The organism is Paenibacillus sp. SC116 (assembly GCF_024733555.1).
Lineage (GTDB): Bacteria > Bacillota > Bacilli > Paenibacillales > Paenibacillaceae > Paenibacillus_B.
The window spans coordinates 405,132-426,817 of the sequence record NZ_JANIOF010000001.1; the positions used below are offsets into that span (position 1 = coordinate 405,132).

Genomic DNA, 21,686 nt, shown 5'->3' on the forward strand with positions numbered 1-21,686 from the left:
ACCACTTACAAGCGCTATCCAATCGATTCTACTTGACGGTTGATGTTATAATTTGTACAGGTAAGATAGAGTGAATATATTGATCAGCAGCTTGACGCTCAGGAAGGAACTATGAGATGGACAACGTTCTTAACAATGACTTGATATCGAATTGGCTGACCCTAACACAAATACAAATGAACGTAGCCAATGAATTGGAAGCGCATTTGCAGGCGAATTATCAGCTGTCATTAAAAGAATTTTATTTGCTATTATCGCTGTCTGAGGCTCCAGGCAAGAAACTAAAGCTGCAGCAGCTAGAATCCATGGTTGGACTAAGTCAAAGCGCCGTATCCAGACTTGTAAGCCGCTTTGAAGCCAAAGGTTGTGGAGCACTGCAACGAATTAGCTGTGATGATGATCGCAGAAGCATATACACTTCACTAACCCCATACGGTCAAGACAAGATTGACAGGGCGTTAGCAGCGTTTGAAGAAATTCTGTTATCTATCTTCCCTGAGCAGCAAGTAGAGCAATTGCTGCAACAGATGTTACATTTTAAGCAGAGCAAGTCTGAGTAAAGCCCAGTATGGGCTTTTTTTATAGGTAAAGGTATTGGAACGGTTTATTCTATCAATCCCAATGCCTCATAAATGTGCTGTGAGACGACTCCATCTTGTATCATACGCTGGTCGCGTTGGAATTTCTTCAAGGCTGATGTTGTGCTGGCACGAAATTTTCCGTTGCATATCCCGTCAAAATATCCTGCGCTCTTCAAGCGGCTTTGAATCAGCAGTACATCTCCGCCAACATCACCCTCTGCTAAATCCCGAGGACTATCTTTTGGAGCTCCCAATACATGGCCATAAATAGTTACCTTCGTACCAATCGGAATCATTTCATACAGCTCAAGAACATCACGATTAAACATACGAATGCAACCGTGGCTCATATGTTGGCCAATGGAGTACGGCTTATTCGTGCCATGAATGCCATAGTTGCCCCAAGGAACGTTTAACCCCAGCCATCTTGGACCAAAGGAAGGTCCCCAGTCTGTTCCCTTATAAGTAATGTAATATACGCCAATAGGAGTAGGGGTCGATGGGTTTCCTACAGCAACGGGATACGCTTTAATTTGCTGGCCTCGTACTCGAACAATCAAACGATTTCTTTGCGGATATACTTCGATCGTATAAATAGATTGTTCTGCTGCGATTGGCCGTAACGGGTAGGCATATGCAGCGATGGGGCTAATTGCTAAAATGATGCTTATGATAATAATAAAAAAAGCAATGGATCGAAGTGGAAAGTAGATAGTTTGCATTTTTTCACCACAATTCAGGTATATAGATACTTTTCTAGATTGTCCCAATATTCGACATTCATGCGCTTCTTGGAGCCATGTTTATTTCCCTAGATTCACCAATATGAGTTATGGCAGAATGGAAAAAGTTCGATACAAGAGCGACTATTCCTTATGTGCAGTCACTAAGCCCTGGGTATAAGGGTATACGACCTGTTGATTATGGTGCGGAGCACCGGCTTGATTTTTGGAAGAGCATGACTCCATAGTAAGCTATGATAGGATGCGAATTCATCATAAAACCGAACATTTGCTTACTCATTGTTGTGAAAATGAAGCAGTAAGAGTATAGGAGGATGGGAGGAACTTATGAGCAATTACCGATTCATGTTAAAAGAGCAATACGGTATAGAAGCGACTGAAATAACCACACAGCAAGGAGGTTGGTCGGCACTAGCTTACAAAGTACACAGCAACCAGAATTACTATTTTCTCAAAGTATATGAAAAATCGAGAGCATCCACGCCTAAATGGACCGCTTTAATTGACCAATATGTGCCCATCATCCAATGGCTTGCGCATCATACCGATCTACAAAGGAAAATTCCAATTCCTATATTAACGAAGAACTCAACCTACAAATATGAAGATGATAGCGGGGTTTATCAGCTATTTGCCTATATTGAAGGCACGACAATTGGTCAGTCTCCTTTAAGCCACGTTCAAATTCGTCAGCTTGCAGAAATGGTCTCAGAGCTGCATCGTCATGGGGAAGAGATTCCGATGGATACAGATGCGATAAAGGAAGATTTTAAAATTCCTTACTTGCCGGCATTGAAAGAAGCGCTGGCTCAAGATGCCAATAGAACGCTAAGTGATGTTAAGGAATTAGTAGCTCCGTATTTAGAAACCATGCAGCATCAAATCGCTGCTTTAGAAGGGCTATCTTATACATTACAATCTAGCAATATGAAAATGAGGCTATGCCATACGGATATTCATAATTGGAATTTGATGCAATCTAATGATGAACTGATTCTTATTGATTGGGAAGGGTTGAAATTGGCGCCAGTAGAAGCTGATTTGATGTTCTTAGTGGATGAGCCTTATTTTGATGAATTTATGGCTGGCTATGTAAAGATACATTCACATTTCACGATCAATCACGATGCGTTGATGTTTTATCAACTACGACGCAAGCTTGAAGACATTTGGGAATTTATTGAGCAGATTTTATATGATGACCTGCCAGAGCAAGATAGAGTAGAGGTGCTCAGCAGCATAAAGAAAGAACTGGAAGGAATTTTTTAATGCTCGCTTCAACTGAACGCTGCAGACAATGAACGGTATAACAAACAGCCCAGAACTCTAATGTTCCAGGCTGTTTGTTATGAATTCCGTTAGTTTTACTAACGGAGTTGAGTACATCGAATCTCGTCTATACACGAAATAAATTTCCAAATTTCTATATTCCTCTGGTATCCGATGAGAAGTAATCAATCCCGTCTCTTCATCCCTACTAATCGCCGACTTGGGCAGCAATGAAACACCGAGACCTGAGCGCACTCCATTTAAAATGACTTCCAACGTTCCAAACTCCATCATTTGATAAGTAACAATCCCATGTTCCTGTAGAAATTGCTCCGCTTTTGCACGATGCGTGCATCCAACATCAAAAAACAGCATTGGCTTTCTAAGCAGTTGGTGCAGATTACATGTATCTGGTTGAGAAATGAAAACTAACTCATCTTCAAAGGCAGGAATACATTGAATATCTGCGTCTTCTATAGGTCCATAGACAAATGCTCCATCAAGTTCATATTTAAGCACCTTCTGTAGGAGATTGTGAGTTCCACCTGTTACTAGGGAAAGCTCAACATCCGGGTAGAGGGAGTGATAATCGATGAAAAGTGGAGCAAGCTGTGCAGCGGCTGTCGTTTCGATTGAGCCTATGCGTAATGGTCCACTAGGATGCTCTGTAAATTGTGAAGATTTCACTGCTTCATCAACTAGATTTAAAATTTTGTCCGCATATTTTAGCAAATTTTCACCTGCAGGCGTTAAAGTCATCCCACGATTCGAGCGACGGAATAAAGGGATTTTTAATTGCGACTCCAAATATTGAATGCGGTTTGTCACATTAGACTGCACATAATTCAGAACCTCCGCTGCCTTTGTTATGCTGCCTTCACGAGCCACGGTTTGAAATATTTTCAAGTCCTTCGTCTCCATCTTCTGTCACCTGCCTAGTATGATTTTTTCAGATAGTCACGTTCTATTCCATTCATTTTACTGAAACAAATACGCTAAGTACAATTTTTAATAGATACACAGAGTCCCAATTAGGAGGAGAGAAGATGAAAGCAATCGTTCATGCCAACAGCGTCGGTTTGCAAGGTATAACTTATCAAGATCATGTTGAAAGGCAGCCAAGCTATGGCGAAGTGAAAGTTAAGTTGAAAGCAGCAGGTTTGAACCATAGAGATTTGTTTATTATGGATGACCGCAAGGAAGGAGAGGGTCCTTTGATCATCGGTTCAGACGGTGCAGGCATCATCGAAGCAATAGGAGAAGGTGTGTCTGAGCTTAGAATAGGGGCGGATGTAATTATCAATCCTTGTATAGGATGGGACGTTACAGACGAAGTTCCATCTGTGCCAGCTATACTAGGAGGCCCTACGGATGGAACATTAGCCGAATATGTAATCGTTCCAGCTCGTAATGTCTTCAGCAAACCGGCCTACTTGTCATGGGAAGAGGCAGGGGTGTTACCATTAGCTGCACTAACAGCTTATCGAGCACTCTTCACGAGAGGACAATTACAGCAAGGTGAGCATGTGCTTATTCCTGGAATTGGTGGTGGAGTAGCCACTTATGCGATGCTTATGGCGCTAGCCGTAGGGGCGAAAGTCAGTGTAACCTCACGAAGTGAATCTAAACGACAAGCTGCGCGCACATATGGGGCTCATCATGCATTTGACAGTCATAGTAAATGGAAGAAAATGGTTGATTGTAACCATGTAGACCTTATCCTAGATAGCATTGGCCCAGCAGCATTTCAACAATATTTCGATGTCATTAAACCAAATGGACGTATCGTCATGTTTGGAGCAAGTTCAGGGGATCGAATAGAGCTACCAGTCAGAGATATATTTTTTCCTCAAATCAACATCATAGGCACTTCAATGGGCAGCAGCGAAGAGTTCGTGGAAATGCTTCAATTTATGGAACGTCACTCGATTCATCCTATTATGGATAAAGTATATCCTTTGCAAGATACGGTTCAAGCCTTTTATCGAATGAAGCAAGGAGAGCAGTTAGGCAACATTGGAATCCGAATAGATTGATCCTGATAGGTGATTGTTACGATAATATCCATTTTTGAGGTAGTGCAACAACTATATTTTTCACAGAAGTAGTTCATCATTAATATCAATGTAGGAGCGGTACCTGTACAGGTACGAAAATGAATTCTCATAACGAACGGGAGGAACACATGAATGACCATTTTCCATACAACGGATGCTACCTTTAAAAAGGACATAAAAAGCAAGGGTTATACGTTGGTGAATTTCTGGGCACCTTGGTGTGCGCCGTGCCGCTCACTTGCTCCTATACTTGAAACGTTTGCTCACAATCATAGCAGTGAAATCAAAGTACTCAAAGTAAATGTTGATGAGCAATCCGAATTGCCAAGCAAATTCGCGGTTAAAGGTCTTCCAACTACGATTTTATTCAAAAACGGCAAGCAGGTAGAAAAAATAATTGGACTTGTTAGTACGGAAAAGCTGCAGCAATTTCTCTCCGTTCATAAGAAATAGACAGTCGGAATGTAGAGTAGTTGATGTCAATGGATGTTGCTAGTCTTGGACGGCAGCTGCTGTTGTGCATAAAATCCCGTCGGTATGGAGCTTACATCCATCCGGGCGGGATTTTTATTTTGAGAAACTTGACTACTGGTAAAAATTGATCTATATTCTTACTGACCAATTGGTTAGTAAGTGAGTGGGAGGTGGGGGATTGCCTTTACAACGATATGACAAAGAGAAGGTGCTAGAGGCTTGTATGTCTGTGTTTGCGCAGCATGGATATAAAAATACCTCAACAATCATGTTGGCGGAGGCAGCTGATATTTCGAAAGCTTTGATCTTTCATCATTTCAAAAGCAAAAAGAATCTGTACCTTAGCCTAATGGAGCATTGCATCACAAAAATTCGGTTTAAGCTTGGTGTGGACGCTATTATTGAGCATGGTAATTTTTTTGAAGTAATCGAGAAGATTACGCTTTTAAAGTTCGACTACTATCGGAAGTATCCAACTGAATATAAGTTTGTATTTGAGGCTTTTTATGCCGTACCGGAGGAATTAAAGAAAGAGATTGAAGAGAGATATGGCATAGGATCTGCAGAGCGGTATCAACTTTTAGAACAATTATTTGAAAAGGTTCCACTTAAAGACGGTGTAGACCGTAATCATGCCTTTGAACTTCTCATGATTGCAATCGAGCATTTCGATAAGAAATTTATATCGGAAGTCACAGATATCGAGGCAATTGATGAAGAGTATGGTCCGAATTTTTTAAAAGAAATGAATCTTTACCATCGAATGATTCGCCTAGGAATTGCAAAGTGAAGCTAGCTCTAGTGTACTTATCCTTTATTTATGAAAGGGGTATTCCCATGAGACAGTTTACGAGCGCCGAATTTATTTCTCCTGAAAATATGCGTGATTTTAGTTCTCTCTACAAAAAACTTACCGAAACAGGTGAACCGATCCATCGAATGGATGACTTTTTTGGTATGGGAGCAGCATGGATTGTTCATAGTCATGATGATGTAGCCAGGATCCTCAAAGACCCTCGTTTTGTGATAAATATGAAACATCTCGCTTCGAATACTCCAAATTCAGAAAGTTCAACGATTCAATCACTGGTCGAAAAGTTGCAAAGCATGCCAAATATGATTACTGTGGATCCACCTGATCATACTCGTTTGCGCAGATTAGCCTCCAAAGCATTTACTCCCCGTATGGTCGAGGAATTGCAACCTCGTATCCAACAAATCGCAGATGAGTTATTGGATGCTGTACAGGCACGCGGGCAGATGAATATTGTTGAAGATTATGCGTATCCGCTTCCCATTAAGGTTATATCTGAAATGTTGGGAGTCCCTGCCTCTGACCATACTCGATTCCGTGAATGGACAAAAACAATTAGTAATTCTTCTTTGGATCCGAGCAAATTAAATGAAGTCGAGAGCGCGTTGGAAGCATTTATGGAATACATCAAAACATTGGTGGAAGAGAAACGAAAAAAGCCTAGCAATGATGTAATAAGCAGCTTGATTCAAGCATACGAAGATGGGGACCAGTTCACTGAAAATGAAATTATATCCACGATATGGCTTCTCATTACCGCTGGTCACGAAACGACGGTTCATCTTATTACAAATGGTACTTTAGCTCTCTTGCAGCACCCCGAACAAATGAACCAACTCCTTAATGACTCTTCTTTATTGCCAAGCGCGGTTGAGGAAATGCTGCGTTATGCTGGTCCTGTCATGTTTGGTATGAGGATTGCCGGTGAGGATCTGGTCCTTCATGGTCAGGAAGTTCGCAAAGGTGAAGTAGTTGTCCTTTCTATTGCTGCAGCCCATTTAGAAGCAAGTAAGTTTGAAAATGCGGCGGAATTCAACATTACACGTGAAGAGAACGATCATCTTGCATTCGGAAAGGGGATCCACTTCTGTCTGGGTGCGCCATTAGCTCGTCTAGAAGGGAAAATTGCTTTTGGTACGCTGCTGCGGAGATGTCCTAATATGCGCTTAGCAGTCGAACCGGAACAATTAGTATTTAAACATAATTCAATGCGTTCACTTGAGAGCCTGCCAGTTGTATTTTAAAAGGCTGCGTACTCATAACGGTTGTTGTAAGATACGATTGATGATGACGTCAAATCAGATTAGACTTTAAAATTGAATTAAGTATTTGGTGATAAGAGTAGGGTCGGATGACGTTAAGTCGTTCGGCCCTTTTAGGTGATGGTGATTGAAGATATGCATGTTCTTATTTCCATTGAAATTGCTATGAAAATGTATTCCAGTAGAGCCCGTTCTCTATTATACTGAATTCACTAGGCGCATCGTTCTACTAGGCTTTACAAGGCTAAGAGGAATAGCCGTGTTTAGATATGGTTTGCAAAGGATTGCTAGTGCTAAAGGTATAAACAAATTATGGGGTGAACAAATTGTATGATTAGAAAATGTTCAATGTTGTTAATTTTAGTACTTGTTCTTCAGCTTGTTCCTGTTGAAAATATGTTTAGAGAAGTACAGGCATCGGGGGGGATGACAACGTACACGATGAAACCAGTTGCTGCGGGATTTCAAGATAATAGTGGATATTATCCTAATGGCGACGGTGGTCTTCATTATGCTGGTTACGAAGTTGACCCTGCTTTAGGGAAGAGCGTTGGGGCATTACGCTTTGATTTGAATGGCGTAACAGGAAAAGTAATTGAGGCAAAGCTGAGGCTCTACGTACAAGAAATTCAGGCGCATGGTGGTCCTGTGTATGTTGACTTGAAAGTGGCTTCAGATGATCAATGGATTACCGATCTTCCACAAAAATATGCTCCTCATGCATGGACAACTATATACAGGGAAGGGAACTTTCCCGCTAGCGTAATATACAATCAACCGGTTGAATTTGTAAACTCTGCGGCAATAGTGCCGTACGTCCAAAATGAAATAAACGATAACAAAGTTATTTCCTTTGTATTAGATGGTAATTCATCAATCACACCTGGTTATCCCTATAACGGAAATTCGTTTATGGCCTATAGTATGGCAGAGCTTATTATCATAACAGAGCCGATAGTGAACAAGGCACCAATAGCTGGTGATGCAAATATTATCCTTTTCGAAGATAGGGTGGCAGGAGGTATGTTATCTGGAACAGATCCTGATGGCAACCCACTTACATACAGTATCGTCACACCGCCAAATAAGGGCACGGTCACAATCACGAATGCATTTACAGGTACTTATACATATACGCCTTATCCGAATGCATCAGGGAATGACTCGTTTACCTTTAAGGGTAATGACGGGTCACTAGATTCAGTCCCAGCAACGGTAAGTGTTACGATAAATCAAGTAAATGATGCACCGGTTGCTATTCCCGGGACTCTATCAGTTGTAGGAGGGGCTCCTACTAACGGAACGGTTACAGGAAGTGATATTGAAGGGGATATATTGACCTTTAGTTTGATAACAGCCCCCAGCAAAGGTACTGTCGTGTTAAATGCAAACGGAGCATACACGTATACACCAATTTTGAATGCAACAGGTACGGATTCGTTTATGTTTAAAGTGAACGATGGCGTACTCGTTTCGGCGCCAGCGACAGTTAGGATAACGCTTACCCCTACTGCAAACACAGTTCCTTTAGCAGCAGCAAGCACGATAAGTACAGTGAAAAATACAGCTGTGGGCGGTACGTTGCTGGGTACAGATGCTGATGGTGATACGTTGGCGTACAGCATCGTACAGCAGCCGAGTAAAGGAAAGATTTCATCTCTGGATACAGCAACAGGAACATACACGTATACACCGAACAATAATGTAACCGGCAGCGACACTTTCACATTCCAAGTGAACGATGGTACGTCAAATTCAGCACCAGCTGCGATTTCAGTAGTAATTGCACCGATTAATGACGCACCCGTATCCGCAGATAGTACATTGTCGGTTACGGAAGATACGTATGAAGATGGAAGGTTAACCGCAGTGGATGTCGATGGAGATGCATTGCGGTACAGCATCGTGACATCACCTGCAAAAGGCACGATAACTATTATCGACCCAGCAACAGGCGCATACAAATTTACGCCGAATCAGAATGTCACAGGAACAGATAGCTTCACCTTCAAAGTCAATGATGGAGTGGTAGATTCCAATACCGCTACGGTATCGGTAACGATTGCAGAAGTGAATGATGCTCCAATTGTAAGCGAGGTGATGATTACAGGAATAGCTCAGGTAGGGAAGGTACTGACTGGAACGTATACCTATGCCGATGTGGAGGGTGATCGTGAGGGGGCTTCTAAATACCGTTGGTATGCAGTAGATGCAGATGGTAACCATAAAGTTGTTATTCCAAATGCAACTGGAACTACAGTTACCTTAACGTCAGCACAGCAAGGCAAGTATATTACGTTCGAAGTAGTACCGACAGCTTCCCTAGGAATGTTGGAGGGGACAGCTGTTGAGAGCGCAGCAACAAGTATGGTGGCTGCAACTCCTAGCGTACCAAATGTGTATATTCCCGTTACCAATTCTGCATCTGTGATCGACAAAAACGGTGATATCATTTATCCAGAAAATATCGATACAACGAAGCCGTCGATTACGCTTGAAGTAGCTCCTAAGAATGGGGGCACTTATGTTACGATTCCAGCAGGCATTTTAAAACGTTTCGAACAAAAAAACAATCGGTTTTTGATCGAGATTAAAGCACCTTACGGCAGTTATCATGTCCCTGCTAATCTAGCATCTCTTATTCCAAATCTTCAGGACTTACTTAAAATAAACAACCTGAAAGAAGAGGATGTAAGCTTCAAGATTGTCATAAATGAAATATCCTTGGACAAGGCTATACAAGCAGCATTATATGAAAAAATACCTAATAGTACTATTTTAGGCTTACCCGTGGACTTTTCGATGCAAATCATTAACCATCATACAGGGAAAATAGTTGGCAATGCTGATCAGTTAAGTCAGTCAACTACAAGGTTGATTCCGATGCCTAAAGATATGTCTAGTCTGCCAGCACATTGGGGAGTGTTCCGCTATACGGAAGCAACAAAGAAATTTGAATTTGTCCCTGCTAAACAGCTACAAATTGATGGTGTATGGTATGCTATGATAAATTCATATTCAAACCGTGTACACGTTGCAGTCGAAAATGCGATAAGTTATTCCGATATGAAGCAGCACTGGGCTAAATCTTATGTACAAACTGCCGCTGCAAAAGGGCTTGTTGATGGAGTTGGCAGCAGCAAATACAATCCGGAAAAAGCTGTGACAAGAGCGGAATTTACGGCAATGGTCGTTCGAGCACTTGGACGCGGCGTGGCTATTGAATCGAGCAAAGTGCTCTACAACGATGTTAAACCTGATGCATGGTATTTCAATACGGTAACGATTGCACAAGAATATGGATTATTGAAATTTGCAAAGGGCGATTCTTTCATGCCTAACAAGCCTATTACACGTGAAGAAATGGCAAGTATGCTTTCTGCCGTTATTTCCGTAGAGAAACTACCAATGACAATGGAATATGTCAGCTTGGAAGGCTTCAAAGATATCGGCAATGTGAACGCAGCTTACCTAGAGGATGTTCGTACGATGGTGAAGCTAAAAATTATGTCGGGCCAGGATAAGGCAACCATCCTACCGAAAGGTGAAACAACTCGAGCGCAAGCAGCAGTCGTTTTAGTCAAGACTTTGCAAGCCCTAGGCTCCATTGACTAAAGCGGGAAGTGGCAAGAATAATTGACTAATCCGTATTACATTTTGAACTAGGAGACGTGTCCAATATGAGCACAGAACAAGTCCAAACATTGCAACTCAATGAAAAGAAGTTGGTTGGTTTCTCTGTAACGGTCTCGCTAAATCAAGATTTAGAAAATGGAATTGTCGTAAATTTGCGAGAAGAACTCATTTCTAAACGTTCTGAAATTACAAATCGAGTGGATGAGGGAATATACTTAGTTCAAGTGTATCCAGATTGTGATTGGACACCTGATGTTCCATTTGAAAGTATTGTTGCAGTCGAAGTTACTGGAGATAGAGACACGCCAGAGGGATTCATTCAGTATACGATACCTGCTGGAGACTTTGCAAAGTTCACACATAGGGGACCAGAATCCGAACTAGGAGAAACCTATGATGCCATTCGAGAAACAGGTATCGCAGCACTTCGTCCATTTGATTTTGAGTATTGGGCAGATAGTAATGCGCTAGAGCAAGACGAGAGCACGATAGACATTTATTTGCCATTGGATGCTTAATGTTTTTATAATTCTGATTGTTCATAGGAATGAACGTTATTTTTCATAATGTATAATGTCGTCAAAAGAAAACCAGTCTAACGCATGATTAATGTGTTTAGACTGGTTTTTTCTACTCTTTCCATACAATGCCGGCAGTATCAACGCCGATTTATACTTCTACATGAGACGAACTTGCTGCAATGACCTTGCCCAATCCAGATATGAGGCCGAGATGAATAGCTTCATGGGCAACAGCAAAGTTAAACACCTCTCCAGCCGTTTCAAAACGAAAGTATTGTTTCTGTCCATTCCGCAGGATTGGTTCCTGATTTAAACCATTCTGCATACGGTTTAGGGAGCTTATAATCAAGTGGTACGATAGTAGATAAAAACCAACTCATGGATGCGATCATATGTCCCACATTCCATTTAATTGTATTGCTAAATGCTTCAGGTTGAATATCGTACCATTCTTCTGGAATGGCTCAACACCGATTATTTTTCGCTATTTTGAGGTTATAGAATGTGTTTTATCCAAGGCAATGATGCTGGCTGGCGACTTCTCCTTTAATCTAAGCGCGACTAATTTAGCTCCGGCTGTTTGCCAATTATAATAGGTTCGCTCTGGTACATAAGTACGAAACCATGCGAGCGCCTCCAAAGCGGTAGCATCTAGCTTATCCGCTGAATATCTCATACTGTATGGCTTAATCCCGACAATGTAAGGGAAATAAAGTGCATTATAATATCGCCATTCATCTGAAGTGCCGAAATCCTCACCTTGTCTGGGCTTTATATTTCCAATGCTTTCAAGGAGGATGGATTTCAGCTCAATGGCTCTTTCCACAACGTCCTCCTCAGCACCGCGATCATGCAAGCGGGTATCAATAAGCTTTAGCTTCGTAAGGGGACTAGCCGCGAGACGCTGCAGATCACCAAATTGGCTCAGTGCACGGCGTGTATGTCGATAAAGCTCATCCTCATCCATTTCCTCTGGCTCCGCTTGATCATTTAGCCTTGTTTGAACATCTTCAACCATTCGCAAGTGGGCACGTTCTTCACGAAGCTTCGGAAACATAGAAAATGCAATGCTGTCCAAGAGCGCGCGCAGTGGATACACAAACACTTGAAAAGTAATCGATATACAAATACTTATTAGCAAAAGCAATATCGTCATGCTGTTCCAAGTAGAAGTGAGTTGGATAACTAGGGCAATTTGCCCGGTGAATATCGTGGTAAATATAATCGAGTAATCCAAGGAGCGAAGAAAGTCGGGCAGGTATGCTTCACCTTGTGCTGCTAGTTCTTTTATCAATATGCGAATCGAGAATGTAAGGAGTGCAGTTCCGAATAGAATCCAGTTCCATTCAAAATCAAGATTCCACGATAGAAATCTTCCTTTTAGCGAAATAAGTATATACACAACAAAAGGGAGTGTAGTGATCACTCGATCAATCACAAGCATTTTCTTCCATAGAAAGACGCGCTTCTGCGTTTCATCGTCCATTTGAGTAGTAGATCCTAATGCAGCAATCATCCATGTTATAAAGGTAACGTGTAGAAATAGTGCGGAAAATAGGTAGGTGTGATCAAATAAATCAGTAACAGAAAGCACTAAAGAGGCGCCGAGTCCTACGGCAGCTAGCAGTAAGCATAAACCAATGGTTAGAAATAGCTTATTGTATGTATCGCGGTTACATATATATAATCCTAGCCAAAAAAGAAGACCGAACATCATATAGGTTAACACCATCCGAACGTATCACCTCATCATCAATTTCCACTGACCTAAAAAGAATGGAGTACAAAGTAAGATTATATACGTCCAAATTATAACATGAACCTGACGAATATGATTCACAATCGTGGGACAACGAACGATATTTTTATAAATAACTCCACAGCGGATGTAACCCAGAAGATTCCTTTACGTATTAAAATATGAGAAAATAAAAGATGCCGCAGCAATTCTGATGAGGCACGTATACAAACTATTTCATGTTATTGCATTGCGTAATCTCGTTCATCCGTAATGGATGCATGTGAAATAATAAATAGAAGCTGAGGTAATCCATTATATGTGTGAGGAAATTACAGATCATGCCGATACACGGTATCGACTGCATGAGCAGAAGGCAGCGCAATATTTTGCATCACTTCATGCTCAAATAAAAGAAAAAACATATGTAGCATCTTTGATTGACGATTTCCATTTGTGGAAAAAGAATCATATTCATTATCATTCCTTGCTTTCTTTATTGTCACGAGGGAAGAGGAAGCCAGACTCGAAGGACTACCATCGTTATATCCAATGGCTGAATTATATGGGGAAACTGGACGATTATTTAGATCGAAGCATTTCTTATATTTATATGAGAGATTTAGGAAAAGCGCTGTATGCTCCCGATACACAGGTTAGCATTCAACGCCTTGTGAAGAATATAAAAGATCATTTGCTTCGTTCTACCTCTAGCAGCAAGCATAATCAACCTGAGTTCATGAGTATGGCGGGCATATACCGTTGGGGGCAGAAGGAAAACATTGAGCACGCAGTAATCTGGATGATGGATAAAATTAAATCGGTTTCTGCTCATATTCCGAAAGAAATGAATGCGGAACATGCCGTTCGCAAACTAATCAAAATTATTCTCGGTGTTATTCTTCATGTTCTTGATGAGATGGACGATAGTACACCGCCTGCGGAGCGTGCACGGTCTCTGGATGATGCGATTCGATTGGGCTACTGTTATGGACTGACGTATCCCTTTATTGATGATCTGCTTGATTCCGACGCCTTAAACGAATATGAGAAAGAGCAATATTCCAATATGATTCGTACTGCTATCACTAGTAGAGAAGTTCCCGAGCTGGGGGAATGGACGGGTAATAACGCAGACATCATCCCTTTCATACATGCAGAGCTGCGCGATGCTTTTGAGTATATTAAGAACCATCAACGATCAGAAACGTTGAATACGTTCTTTGAGCAATCCTATGTATTTTTTCATTCTCAAGATATCGATAGAGTTAAAGTGCTTACGAATACGAACTACACAAATGAAGATTTGTACGTACCTATCATTTTAAAATCAGCTTCCTCCCGGTTAATTGTCCGTTCTGTCATTAGTGCACCAGTTGATGAGGGGTTTGATAATCGAACGTTTTATTATGGCATTTACAATCAGCTTGCTGATGACTTTGCAGATATGTTTGATGATATGAAAGAGGGAGCGGTAACACCGTATACGTATTACTTAACCTACCGGGATCAGCGACCTGATTTGATTAACCCATTTGAAATGTACTGGACCGTCATTTCAAATTTGATTCACAATGTATATCAATCTGATGCCAAGACGCGAGAAGTAATACTAGATCGTGCCATCAATGGCTTAAAGCGCTGTAAAGAACGTCTCGGACTCGAAAAGTACAATGAGATTATGAATATATTCGCGTCAGGGATGCCAGAGCTGAATCAGCTGATTCAGCAAATGGTTCGAAAAGCGGATGATGTAGATTTCTTTGATAAGCTGGTTCGAGATCAGATGGTGACCACATTACGAAATAATCGAACAGAAAAAGAGCACTTTTTCAATACGATTAAATCGGTTCGTAATCAAATAAACACGTTATTGCAAATTCCGAAACATAACGGGATTCCAGCGATGAAAGAGTCGATTATCGATGCTGCTAATTACAGCCTTGAAAGTGGAGGCAAGCGATTAAGACCTATTATGGCGTGGGTGATGGGTGTAAATGAATATGGACTTCCATCTACTGCAATTATGCCCTTGCTGCGATCGTTAGAGTATATGCATACGGCATCCTTGATTTTTGATGACTTGCCGTCGCAGGACAACGCATCTACCCGCAGAGGACGTCCGACTTTGCATCATTTGCATAATAGCGCGATTGCGGAATTAACGGGTCTATTTCTAAACCAAAAGGCAATGGGAGAGCAGGCTTCTCTGAACGATTTTGATGCGAAAGCCGTGTTATCCTTAATACAATACTCGTCCGAAAGGGCAGCGGATATGTGTGCAGGTCAGGCCATGGATTTGCAATCTAAAGGAAAAGCGCTCACACTAGAGCAGTTGAATACAATATGCTTCTACAAAACGGGAATTGCATTTGAAGCATCGCTCGTTATGCCTGCCATTCTGGCTCAAGTGCAAGAAACGGAAATTAGCACGCTGAAGAAGTTCGCTTATCATGCAGGCATCGCTTTTCAAATTAAGGATGATTTGCTTGATCTTGAAGGAGAACAGCAACTGCTTGGCAAGCCAGTTGGGCAAGATGCACACAACAATACTTCGACGTTCGTGAGTATCCTTGGTAGTGAGGGCGCTAGGAAAGAGATGTGGGAGCATTATTGCCTTGCTACGGAAGCTTTGATAGATATGCCGCGCAATACTGCATTTTTGAAGCATTTATTGAATTATATGATTCATAGGGAATCTTAAAGGTTAGGGATGTTGTTACACAACATTCTAATGGCTGCGAACGAATTTGTTCGCAGCTTTTTTGCGTGGCAATGTGCTGTAAAGCAGTATTAAAAGCTGCAGTAGCTCCACAACTACATCGTCTACATACGTGCGTAGAAGGCAATAGTGGCGGGCCAGATTATACCTTTCCTTAAAAAAGCTTTTCTCTGTTAAATTTGGTTCAAAGTTTCTCTGACTTCTTATCTATCATAACAAACAGCAGCAGGGCTTTCCCATTGTTTGTCATAATAAATGTTGATAAACTAATTGAAATGGAGAATGAGCAGCGTGAATAAGATTTAGCGGTCTTAAGTATTCGATTTATTCTTATTAACGGATTAAGTAAGCGTAACGGTTGCCATAAGCGCTATTTAAACGGATTCTCCTGATTTTTTGCTACAACGGTTGTGACTGCGCTTATGTGATTGATTTAGCGTTTTTTCTGCTTATTTTAATCAAATAGCTTCTCTCACAACCGTTACGTTTCCTATGGGAGAAATTTCACTATCATAGCGATCATAGTAACCGTTAGGGCGCAACAGGATTGCTTTAAAAGTGAACTTTCTCGACCACGCCTTCAAAATGAAAATTATGTTATCTGTCTAATTATAAGTCTGGGAGGAAAATAGGATGGACAGTTCGATGTTGGTGCTATTTTTATTTGCCTTTGCCCTTCACAATGCTGAAGAAGCTGTGTGGCTAATCAGACAATCTTCGTCCCTTAAAGTTAATTTGCACCAATCCGTTACTCAGGATCAATTTCTATTTGGCTTACTATGGGTTACTGGATTGGCATGCTTGATCACCGCGCTGTATATTTTCCTTCCTCACCATGAGATATTGAAATATGCTTATTTTGGCTATGTGGGCACGATGATATTGAATGTTTTATTTCCACACTTGATTTCTACAATGATAGAGCGAAGTTATTCTCCAGGCTTATTTACCGGCATTCTATTTCTAATTCCAATTAATAGTTTGATTATAAAAATGGGGCTGGATACAAATACGATTACATCCGTTCAACTTATTGTGAGTACGTTAGTGGTTACCTTATTTCTGGCAGCGAGCATCCCATTAAGCTTTTGGCTAGGAAGGAAGCTTATTACCTACTAGATGCTTATTTGATAATTTGAAATAAACATACAAAAGCCACCAATTCGGTGGCTTCTCTCATACATGGATTAGACGGATGTGAGCACCTTATCGATAATTCCGTACTCTAGGGCTTCCTCCGCAGACATAAAGTAGTCTCGATCCATGTCTTTTTCTATTCTTTCAATTGACTGTCCTGTCCGTTCAGCGGTGATTTGAACCAATTTCTCACGGGTTTTAAGAATGCGTTTTGCACTAATAGCAATATCGCTTGCCTGGCCTTGGGCTCCTCCATGAGGTTGGTGGATCATAATCTCACTATTAGGCAGTGCAAAGCGTTTACCTTTTGCTCCGGCGAGGAGCAGCATAGCTCCAAACGATGCAGCAAACCCAGTACAGATCGTGTGTACCTGGGGCTTGATGTACTGCATCGTATCATAAATACCGAAACCAGCACTGACCGAGCCTCCGGGGCTGTTGATGTACATATAAATATCTTTATCAGGATCTTCAGCCGCGAGGAGCAGCAGCTGTGCAATAATGCTGTTGGCGAGGGGATCATTGATCTCTGAGCCAACGAATATAATTCGATCCTTAAGCAATCTTGAATAAATATCGTATGATCTTTCGCCGCGGTTGGTTTGCTCCACAACATATGGGATAAAACTAGACATGGCATTACCTCCGTGTTTGAATTTGAGTAATGTAACAACAGGTAAACGAATCCACGGTGTCAAAGGGTACGGAGATAGCGTAAATAAAAAGATTAAGAACAGCGTAACGTAACGCATGTATTGTTCGTTTACTTATAAGATAATCTAAACAACGCAACGGATAAGGAGCTGACTGTGAAGGATGAATGATTCATTAACAACATCGCATGAGATGGGAGAAAGCAGTCTGGAACAGTTGAATGAGCTGCTCAATCGATACTGTCTTTCTTTAACCCATTCGGTGTGGGATTCCGAAGATTTAGTGCAGGATACATGGGTGAAATATTTGGACCGCAAGCAAGAACATGTTCACGCCAATCCTGAAGCATTACTATTGCGAACAGCAAAGAATTCGTGGATTGACCAGCACCGACGCAAAAAAGTATTCGAGCGAATATTGAATGAAAATAGGGAGCAACTAGATAACGGGGAGAAGTTCGCCCAAGACAGCAGTAGCTTCGATCTTGAAACGGCATTCCAGCAGCTCATGAAACACCTGTCTCCGCTGCAAAGAACGGTTCTCCTGTTGCGTAGTGTATTTGGTTACTCGGTAGCGGACACGGCTAAGAAGCTTCAGACAACCGAAGGTGCTGTTAAGGCTGCTTATCATCGTGCTCGAAAAGAACTGCACGGGTTAGCAATCGACATGGAAGATGTGCCAATAAGTTCTGAGGATGAGGAAGCTCAATGGAAATCGGGCGCTATCGTAAGAGCATATATAAATGGTGATGTGGACGAGGTATTAAGGCTTGTCCAAGGAGATCAAGGAGCTATTTATGCATGCAGTGCCTATTCGATCGCTTCGATCCGTGTGCAAATGAAAAATAAAACCCATCAACATCGTTACGCTGTAACATTTACAAAAGCTTTGATGGCAGCGTAGGGTAGAACAGGAAGCCAATTAGGCTGCTGAATTGACAACTCAGAGCTTTAAATGTTACGATTCGCTTACTATTAATAAGGAGGCTCGACATCTATGACTCATTCCATACGTTTAAGATAAGCTGGCAATAAAAAAGCGGATTTTCCATCCACAGTTGTGGGCTTTTTTTGAGCTGCTTATTTTTGCGTAGAATGACATAGATTGCGATTAGGTTAACTTTTTTGTTGTGCCTTATATCGCCGTGTCCTCACTCGTGATCATGCAGATCTTACGCCCACATGCCGGCTTGGATCTGTATTTTTTATTGCCTAAAGCAGACAAACAATAAAAAATACGGGAGCATGAATATGAAACAACAAAATTGGAAGCGAAGTTTCTTTACGATTTGGGCAGGTCAGGCCGTTTCTCTTATTACAAGCGCAGTTGTACAAATGGCGATTATATTGCATTTAACAGATACAACAGGGTCTGCGATGGTCCTTTCAATAGCTACGATGGTAGGCTTTTTACCACAGGCTGTATTGGGAACGATGATAGGCGTGCTTGTTGATCGTTGGAATCGAAAATTGGTTATGATCGGTGCAGATCTTTTCATTGCAGCAGCGGGTGCTATCTTGGCACTAGTAACACTTACGATGGACCTGCCAATTTGGGTTGTCATGGTCGTTCTATTCGTACGTAGTGTCGGCACTGCATTTCACACACCTGCATTAAGTGCTGCAACACCATTGTTAGTACCGGAAGATCAATTGACTAAGTGCGCTGGATACAGCCAATCCGTCCAATCGGTCAGCTATATTTTAAGTCCTGCTATCGGTGCATTTCTATATGCATCATGGGAACTAGGGGCCATTATTGCCCTTGATGTAGTTGGTGCGATAATTGCATGTATAACCGTAGCGTTAATCAAAATTCCAAATCCAGACTCGCAACATGCAAACGCCGAAAGCAGCTTTATTGAGGAAACAAAAGAAGGCTACCGTGTATTCAAACAATCAAAGGGACTATTTGCTTTGCTGTGGATCGGTGCTTTATATGCCCTTGTCATTATGCCGATCAATGCTTTGTTCCCATTAATGAGTATGGGGCACTTTGGAGGAACAGCTACTCATGTCTCGATTGTTGAAATTGTGTTTGCAGTAGGTATGCTTGTTGGTGGCTTGCTGCTTGGAGCTTGGGGTGGTTTTAAGAAGCGTGCGTTTAGTATTATTTTCTCTATTGCATTGATGGGCATCAGCTTATTGATTTCTGGTCTGCTGCCGATAGATGGCTTTGTTATTTTTGTACTATGCAGCGCATTGATGGGCTTCTCCAGTCCATTCTACAGTGGAGTGCAGATGGCGCTCATTCAAGAGCAGATTGAGCCTGAATATTTAGGTCGAGTATTTGGTCTGTTAGGCAGTATTATGTCCTTTGCTATGCCGTTCGGGTTAATCTTGTCGGGCATTTTCGCTGATCAGATTGGCATTGCGACATGGTTTATGTTATCAGGAGTAGGTGTAATGGGAATAGCGATTCTTTGCGCACTGATTCCATCTATTCGCAAGTTGTAAGTCAAGACTAGTGAGATTGGGATATAGTTGCTCAGAAAATAGTACGGTGCAATAAGAAGTAGTAATGATTAATAAGCAAAGATCATCCGTGTAAATGGGTGATCTTTTTTATATTGACTTAACGTTCATTCAATAATAAACTGTGATCATCTTTTCGCATTACCAATTCATGGAGGGGTTGCCGAATGGATTTGCATTATGAAGTACATGGTGAAGGAGAACCTGTTGTTCTTGTGCACAGTGGTGCTGCTGACGTAAGAGATTGGGCGTATATCACGCCAATTTTGGCTAAGAAATATCAGGTCATTGTTTTTGATGGTCGTGGATGTGGACAATCGCCGTCTCCAACAGTGCCTCCTAATTACGTGGATGATTTGCTTGCCGTGTTGGATCATCTTAATCTTGAACAGGCAACCATTGTAGGGCACTCGATAGGAGGTCGGATTGCAACCGATTTTGCCTTGACCTATCCGCAGCGCGTCATTAAGATTGTGCTCATAGCTCCAGCCTTGTCTGGATTTCAACATAGTGAGGTATTCACGAAAAACATGCTAGACATACAAGCGGCATCCCCGGATGTCGATAAAATGATCGAGATATCATTGAATAACTGTATGTATCGTCTTGTTTTGGCAAGCCCGCAACGAAAATACTTTATCGACATGCACAAGTTCAATATGTTAAAAATGTTCCATTGGCAGACTTGGGAGTCTGTATGGCCGCAGCCTCCGGCGATTGAACGACTTGGTGAGCTTACAGCTCCAACTAGCTTCATCATTGGAGAAGAAGATTCATCTGATCTGCATAGCATTGCTGAGCATTTTCAGGTTGTTCCTAATATCCAATTTGTTAGGATTGAAGACGCTGATCATAAACCTACACTAACTCACCCAGAAGAACTGAGCCGACATATACTTGAATTTTTGGAGGATGATTATAACCGTGCCTCGTACCCCTGAAGAGAACGAACGTATTCGACAAGCTGCCAAAGACAAAATTCATGCAGCGGCGATGGTGCTGTTTGTTAAAAAAGGTTACCACGCTACCTCTGTTGAAGATGTAGCCAAACAAGCCAATATATCGAAAGGTTTGCTCTACAATTACTACAAAGGTAAAGAAGATCTCCTTGCATCTATGATCCAAGTTAGGATCGAAGAAATTGCCGAAGTGATAGAAACCGCCGCTACGATAAAGACACCGATTGAGCAGCTGCGCTATATTGTGGATGGTGCATTAGATAACGTGTACCAGCGCCCTGAAGTGTATCGATTTTACTTGAATTTGCAAACACAGCCAGAAGACGATCTCGTGCTTGCTGCCTATAGGAAGCAGTTGAATGAGGAATCCCGCAAGCAATTTGAAGTGCAGTGCCAAATGTTTGAAGGTCTAGGGGTAAAGGAACCGAGAATGAGGTCGCTATTCTTCTCTTCTGCGCTTCATGGCACGATGTTGATGATGGCAACTTATACAGAAGGCTTCCCTGTAGAGAAGATGAAACAACAACTGATGCGAGAATATGGCAGCTGCAAGGAGCAATAAGGGATTGCTGAATGGCAGTACTAACTTGCTTTATAAAAATAACGCGGCAGTTAAAGTACAATTTCGTACTCTAGACTGCCGCT

General features: G+C 41.6%; 18 protein-coding genes. 14 read left to right on the forward strand and 4 right to left on the reverse strand.

Annotated features, from left to right (window positions below):
• The first annotated feature begins 116 nt into the window (after nucleotides 1–116).
• Nucleotides 117–560, forward strand: coding sequence for a MarR family winged helix-turn-helix transcriptional regulator (locus NQ117_RS01515; RefSeq protein WP_258276267.1), 444 nt, complete (start codon nucleotides 117–119; stop codon nucleotides 558–560).
• A gap of 44 nt (nucleotides 561–604) precedes the next feature.
• Here the strand turns inward: NQ117_RS01515 and NQ117_RS01520 are convergent, their stop codons facing one another.
• The gene (locus tag NQ117_RS01520; protein ID WP_258276268.1) at nucleotides 605–1,303 is read right to left on the reverse strand and encodes a L,D-transpeptidase family protein; all 699 of its coding nucleotides are present in this window, start codon (nucleotides 1,301–1,303) and stop codon (nucleotides 605–607) included.
• Between the two features lie 348 nt (nucleotides 1,304–1,651).
• Here NQ117_RS01520 and NQ117_RS01525 point away from each other — a divergent pair, with 348 nt between their 5' ends.
• A complete protein-coding gene (locus tag NQ117_RS01525) occupies nucleotides 1,652–2,593 on the forward strand; it encodes an aminoglycoside phosphotransferase family protein (RefSeq protein ID WP_258276269.1) in 942 nt (313 codons plus the stop codon).
• A gap of 57 nt (nucleotides 2,594–2,650) precedes the next feature.
• Here the strand turns inward: NQ117_RS01525 and NQ117_RS01530 are convergent, their stop codons facing one another.
• The gene (locus NQ117_RS01530) at nucleotides 2,651–3,514 is read right to left on the reverse strand and encodes a LysR family transcriptional regulator (RefSeq protein ID WP_258276270.1); all 864 of its coding nucleotides are present in this window, start codon (nucleotides 3,512–3,514) and stop codon (nucleotides 2,651–2,653) included.
• Nucleotides 3,515–3,639: 125 nt separating this feature from the next.
• Here NQ117_RS01530 and NQ117_RS01535 point away from each other — a divergent pair, with 125 nt between their 5' ends.
• The 6 genes from NQ117_RS01535 (at nucleotide 3,640) to NQ117_RS01560 (ending at nucleotide 11,354) form a co-directional block, all read left to right on the forward strand.
• The gene (locus tag NQ117_RS01535) at nucleotides 3,640–4,629 is read left to right on the forward strand and encodes a zinc-binding dehydrogenase (RefSeq protein WP_258276271.1); all 990 of its coding nucleotides are present in this window, start codon (nucleotides 3,640–3,642) and stop codon (nucleotides 4,627–4,629) included.
• 153 nt (nucleotides 4,630–4,782) lie between these two features.
• On the forward strand, nucleotides 4,783–5,103 hold the full coding sequence (gene trxA / locus NQ117_RS01540) for a thioredoxin (protein WP_258276272.1): 321 nt from the start codon (nucleotides 4,783–4,785) through the stop codon (nucleotides 5,101–5,103).
• Nucleotides 5,104–5,302: 199 nt separating this feature from the next.
• The gene (locus NQ117_RS01545; RefSeq protein ID WP_258276273.1) at nucleotides 5,303–5,914 is read left to right on the forward strand and encodes a TetR/AcrR family transcriptional regulator; all 612 of its coding nucleotides are present in this window, start codon (nucleotides 5,303–5,305) and stop codon (nucleotides 5,912–5,914) included.
• 47 nt (nucleotides 5,915–5,961) lie between these two features.
• Complete coding sequence (locus NQ117_RS01550) at nucleotides 5,962–7,182, forward strand: cytochrome P450 family protein (RefSeq protein ID WP_258276274.1); 1,221 nt, start codon at nucleotides 5,962–5,964, stop codon at nucleotides 7,180–7,182.
• 348 nt (nucleotides 7,183–7,530) lie between these two features.
• Complete coding sequence (locus NQ117_RS01555; RefSeq protein ID WP_258276275.1) at nucleotides 7,531–10,815, forward strand: tandem-95 repeat protein; 3,285 nt, start codon at nucleotides 7,531–7,533, stop codon at nucleotides 10,813–10,815.
• A gap of 65 nt (nucleotides 10,816–10,880) precedes the next feature.
• The gene (locus NQ117_RS01560; protein ID WP_258276276.1) at nucleotides 10,881–11,354 is read left to right on the forward strand and encodes a GyrI-like domain-containing protein; all 474 of its coding nucleotides are present in this window, start codon (nucleotides 10,881–10,883) and stop codon (nucleotides 11,352–11,354) included.
• 487 nt (nucleotides 11,355–11,841) lie between these two features.
• Here the strand turns inward: NQ117_RS01560 and NQ117_RS01565 are convergent, their stop codons facing one another.
• On the reverse strand, nucleotides 11,842–13,089 hold the full coding sequence (locus NQ117_RS01565; protein ID WP_258276277.1) for a hypothetical protein: 1,248 nt from the start codon (nucleotides 13,087–13,089) through the stop codon (nucleotides 11,842–11,844).
• Nucleotides 13,090–13,414: 325 nt separating this feature from the next.
• Between NQ117_RS01565 and NQ117_RS01570 the strand changes: the two genes are divergently transcribed.
• Together NQ117_RS01570 and NQ117_RS01575 are read left to right on the forward strand one after the other, a co-directional pair.
• Nucleotides 13,415–15,799 (forward strand): polyprenyl synthetase family protein, encoded by a 2,385-nt coding sequence (locus tag NQ117_RS01570; RefSeq protein WP_258276278.1) that lies wholly within the window; start codon nucleotides 13,415–13,417, stop codon nucleotides 15,797–15,799.
• 651 nt (nucleotides 15,800–16,450) lie between these two features.
• Nucleotides 16,451–16,936: an HXXEE domain-containing protein gene (locus NQ117_RS01575; protein ID WP_258276279.1), complete on the forward strand. Its 486-nt coding sequence runs from the start codon at nucleotides 16,451–16,453 to the stop codon at nucleotides 16,934–16,936.
• A gap of 68 nt (nucleotides 16,937–17,004) precedes the next feature.
• On the opposite strand, the gene clpP is transcribed toward NQ117_RS01575, so the two are convergent.
• Entirely contained in the window at nucleotides 17,005–17,589 is a 585-nt protein-coding gene (gene clpP, locus NQ117_RS01580) for an ATP-dependent Clp endopeptidase proteolytic subunit ClpP (RefSeq protein ID WP_258276280.1), read from the reverse strand.
• A 181-nt stretch (nucleotides 17,590–17,770) separates the two neighbouring features.
• Here clpP and NQ117_RS01585 point away from each other — a divergent pair, with 181 nt between their 5' ends.
• The 4 genes from NQ117_RS01585 to NQ117_RS01600 all read left to right on the forward strand — a co-directional run bounded on the left by NQ117_RS01585 (nucleotide 17,771) and on the right by NQ117_RS01600 (nucleotide 21,603).
• A complete protein-coding gene (locus tag NQ117_RS01585) occupies nucleotides 17,771–18,511 on the forward strand; it encodes an RNA polymerase sigma factor (protein ID WP_258276281.1) in 741 nt (246 codons plus the stop codon).
• A 347-nt stretch (nucleotides 18,512–18,858) separates the two neighbouring features.
• A complete protein-coding gene (locus NQ117_RS01590) occupies nucleotides 18,859–20,064 on the forward strand; it encodes an MFS transporter (RefSeq protein ID WP_258276282.1) in 1,206 nt (401 codons plus the stop codon).
• 185 nt (nucleotides 20,065–20,249) lie between these two features.
• Nucleotides 20,250–21,023, forward strand: a complete 774-nt coding sequence (locus tag NQ117_RS01595) for an alpha/beta fold hydrolase (protein ID WP_258276283.1) — start codon at nucleotides 20,250–20,252, stop codon at nucleotides 21,021–21,023.
• Nucleotides 21,007–21,603, forward strand: coding sequence for a TetR/AcrR family transcriptional regulator (locus NQ117_RS01600; protein ID WP_258278127.1), 597 nt, complete (start codon nucleotides 21,007–21,009; stop codon nucleotides 21,601–21,603). The genes NQ117_RS01595 and NQ117_RS01600 overlap by 17 nt, the downstream gene beginning before the upstream one ends.
• The last annotated feature ends 83 nt before the right edge of the window (nucleotides 21,604–21,686 follow it).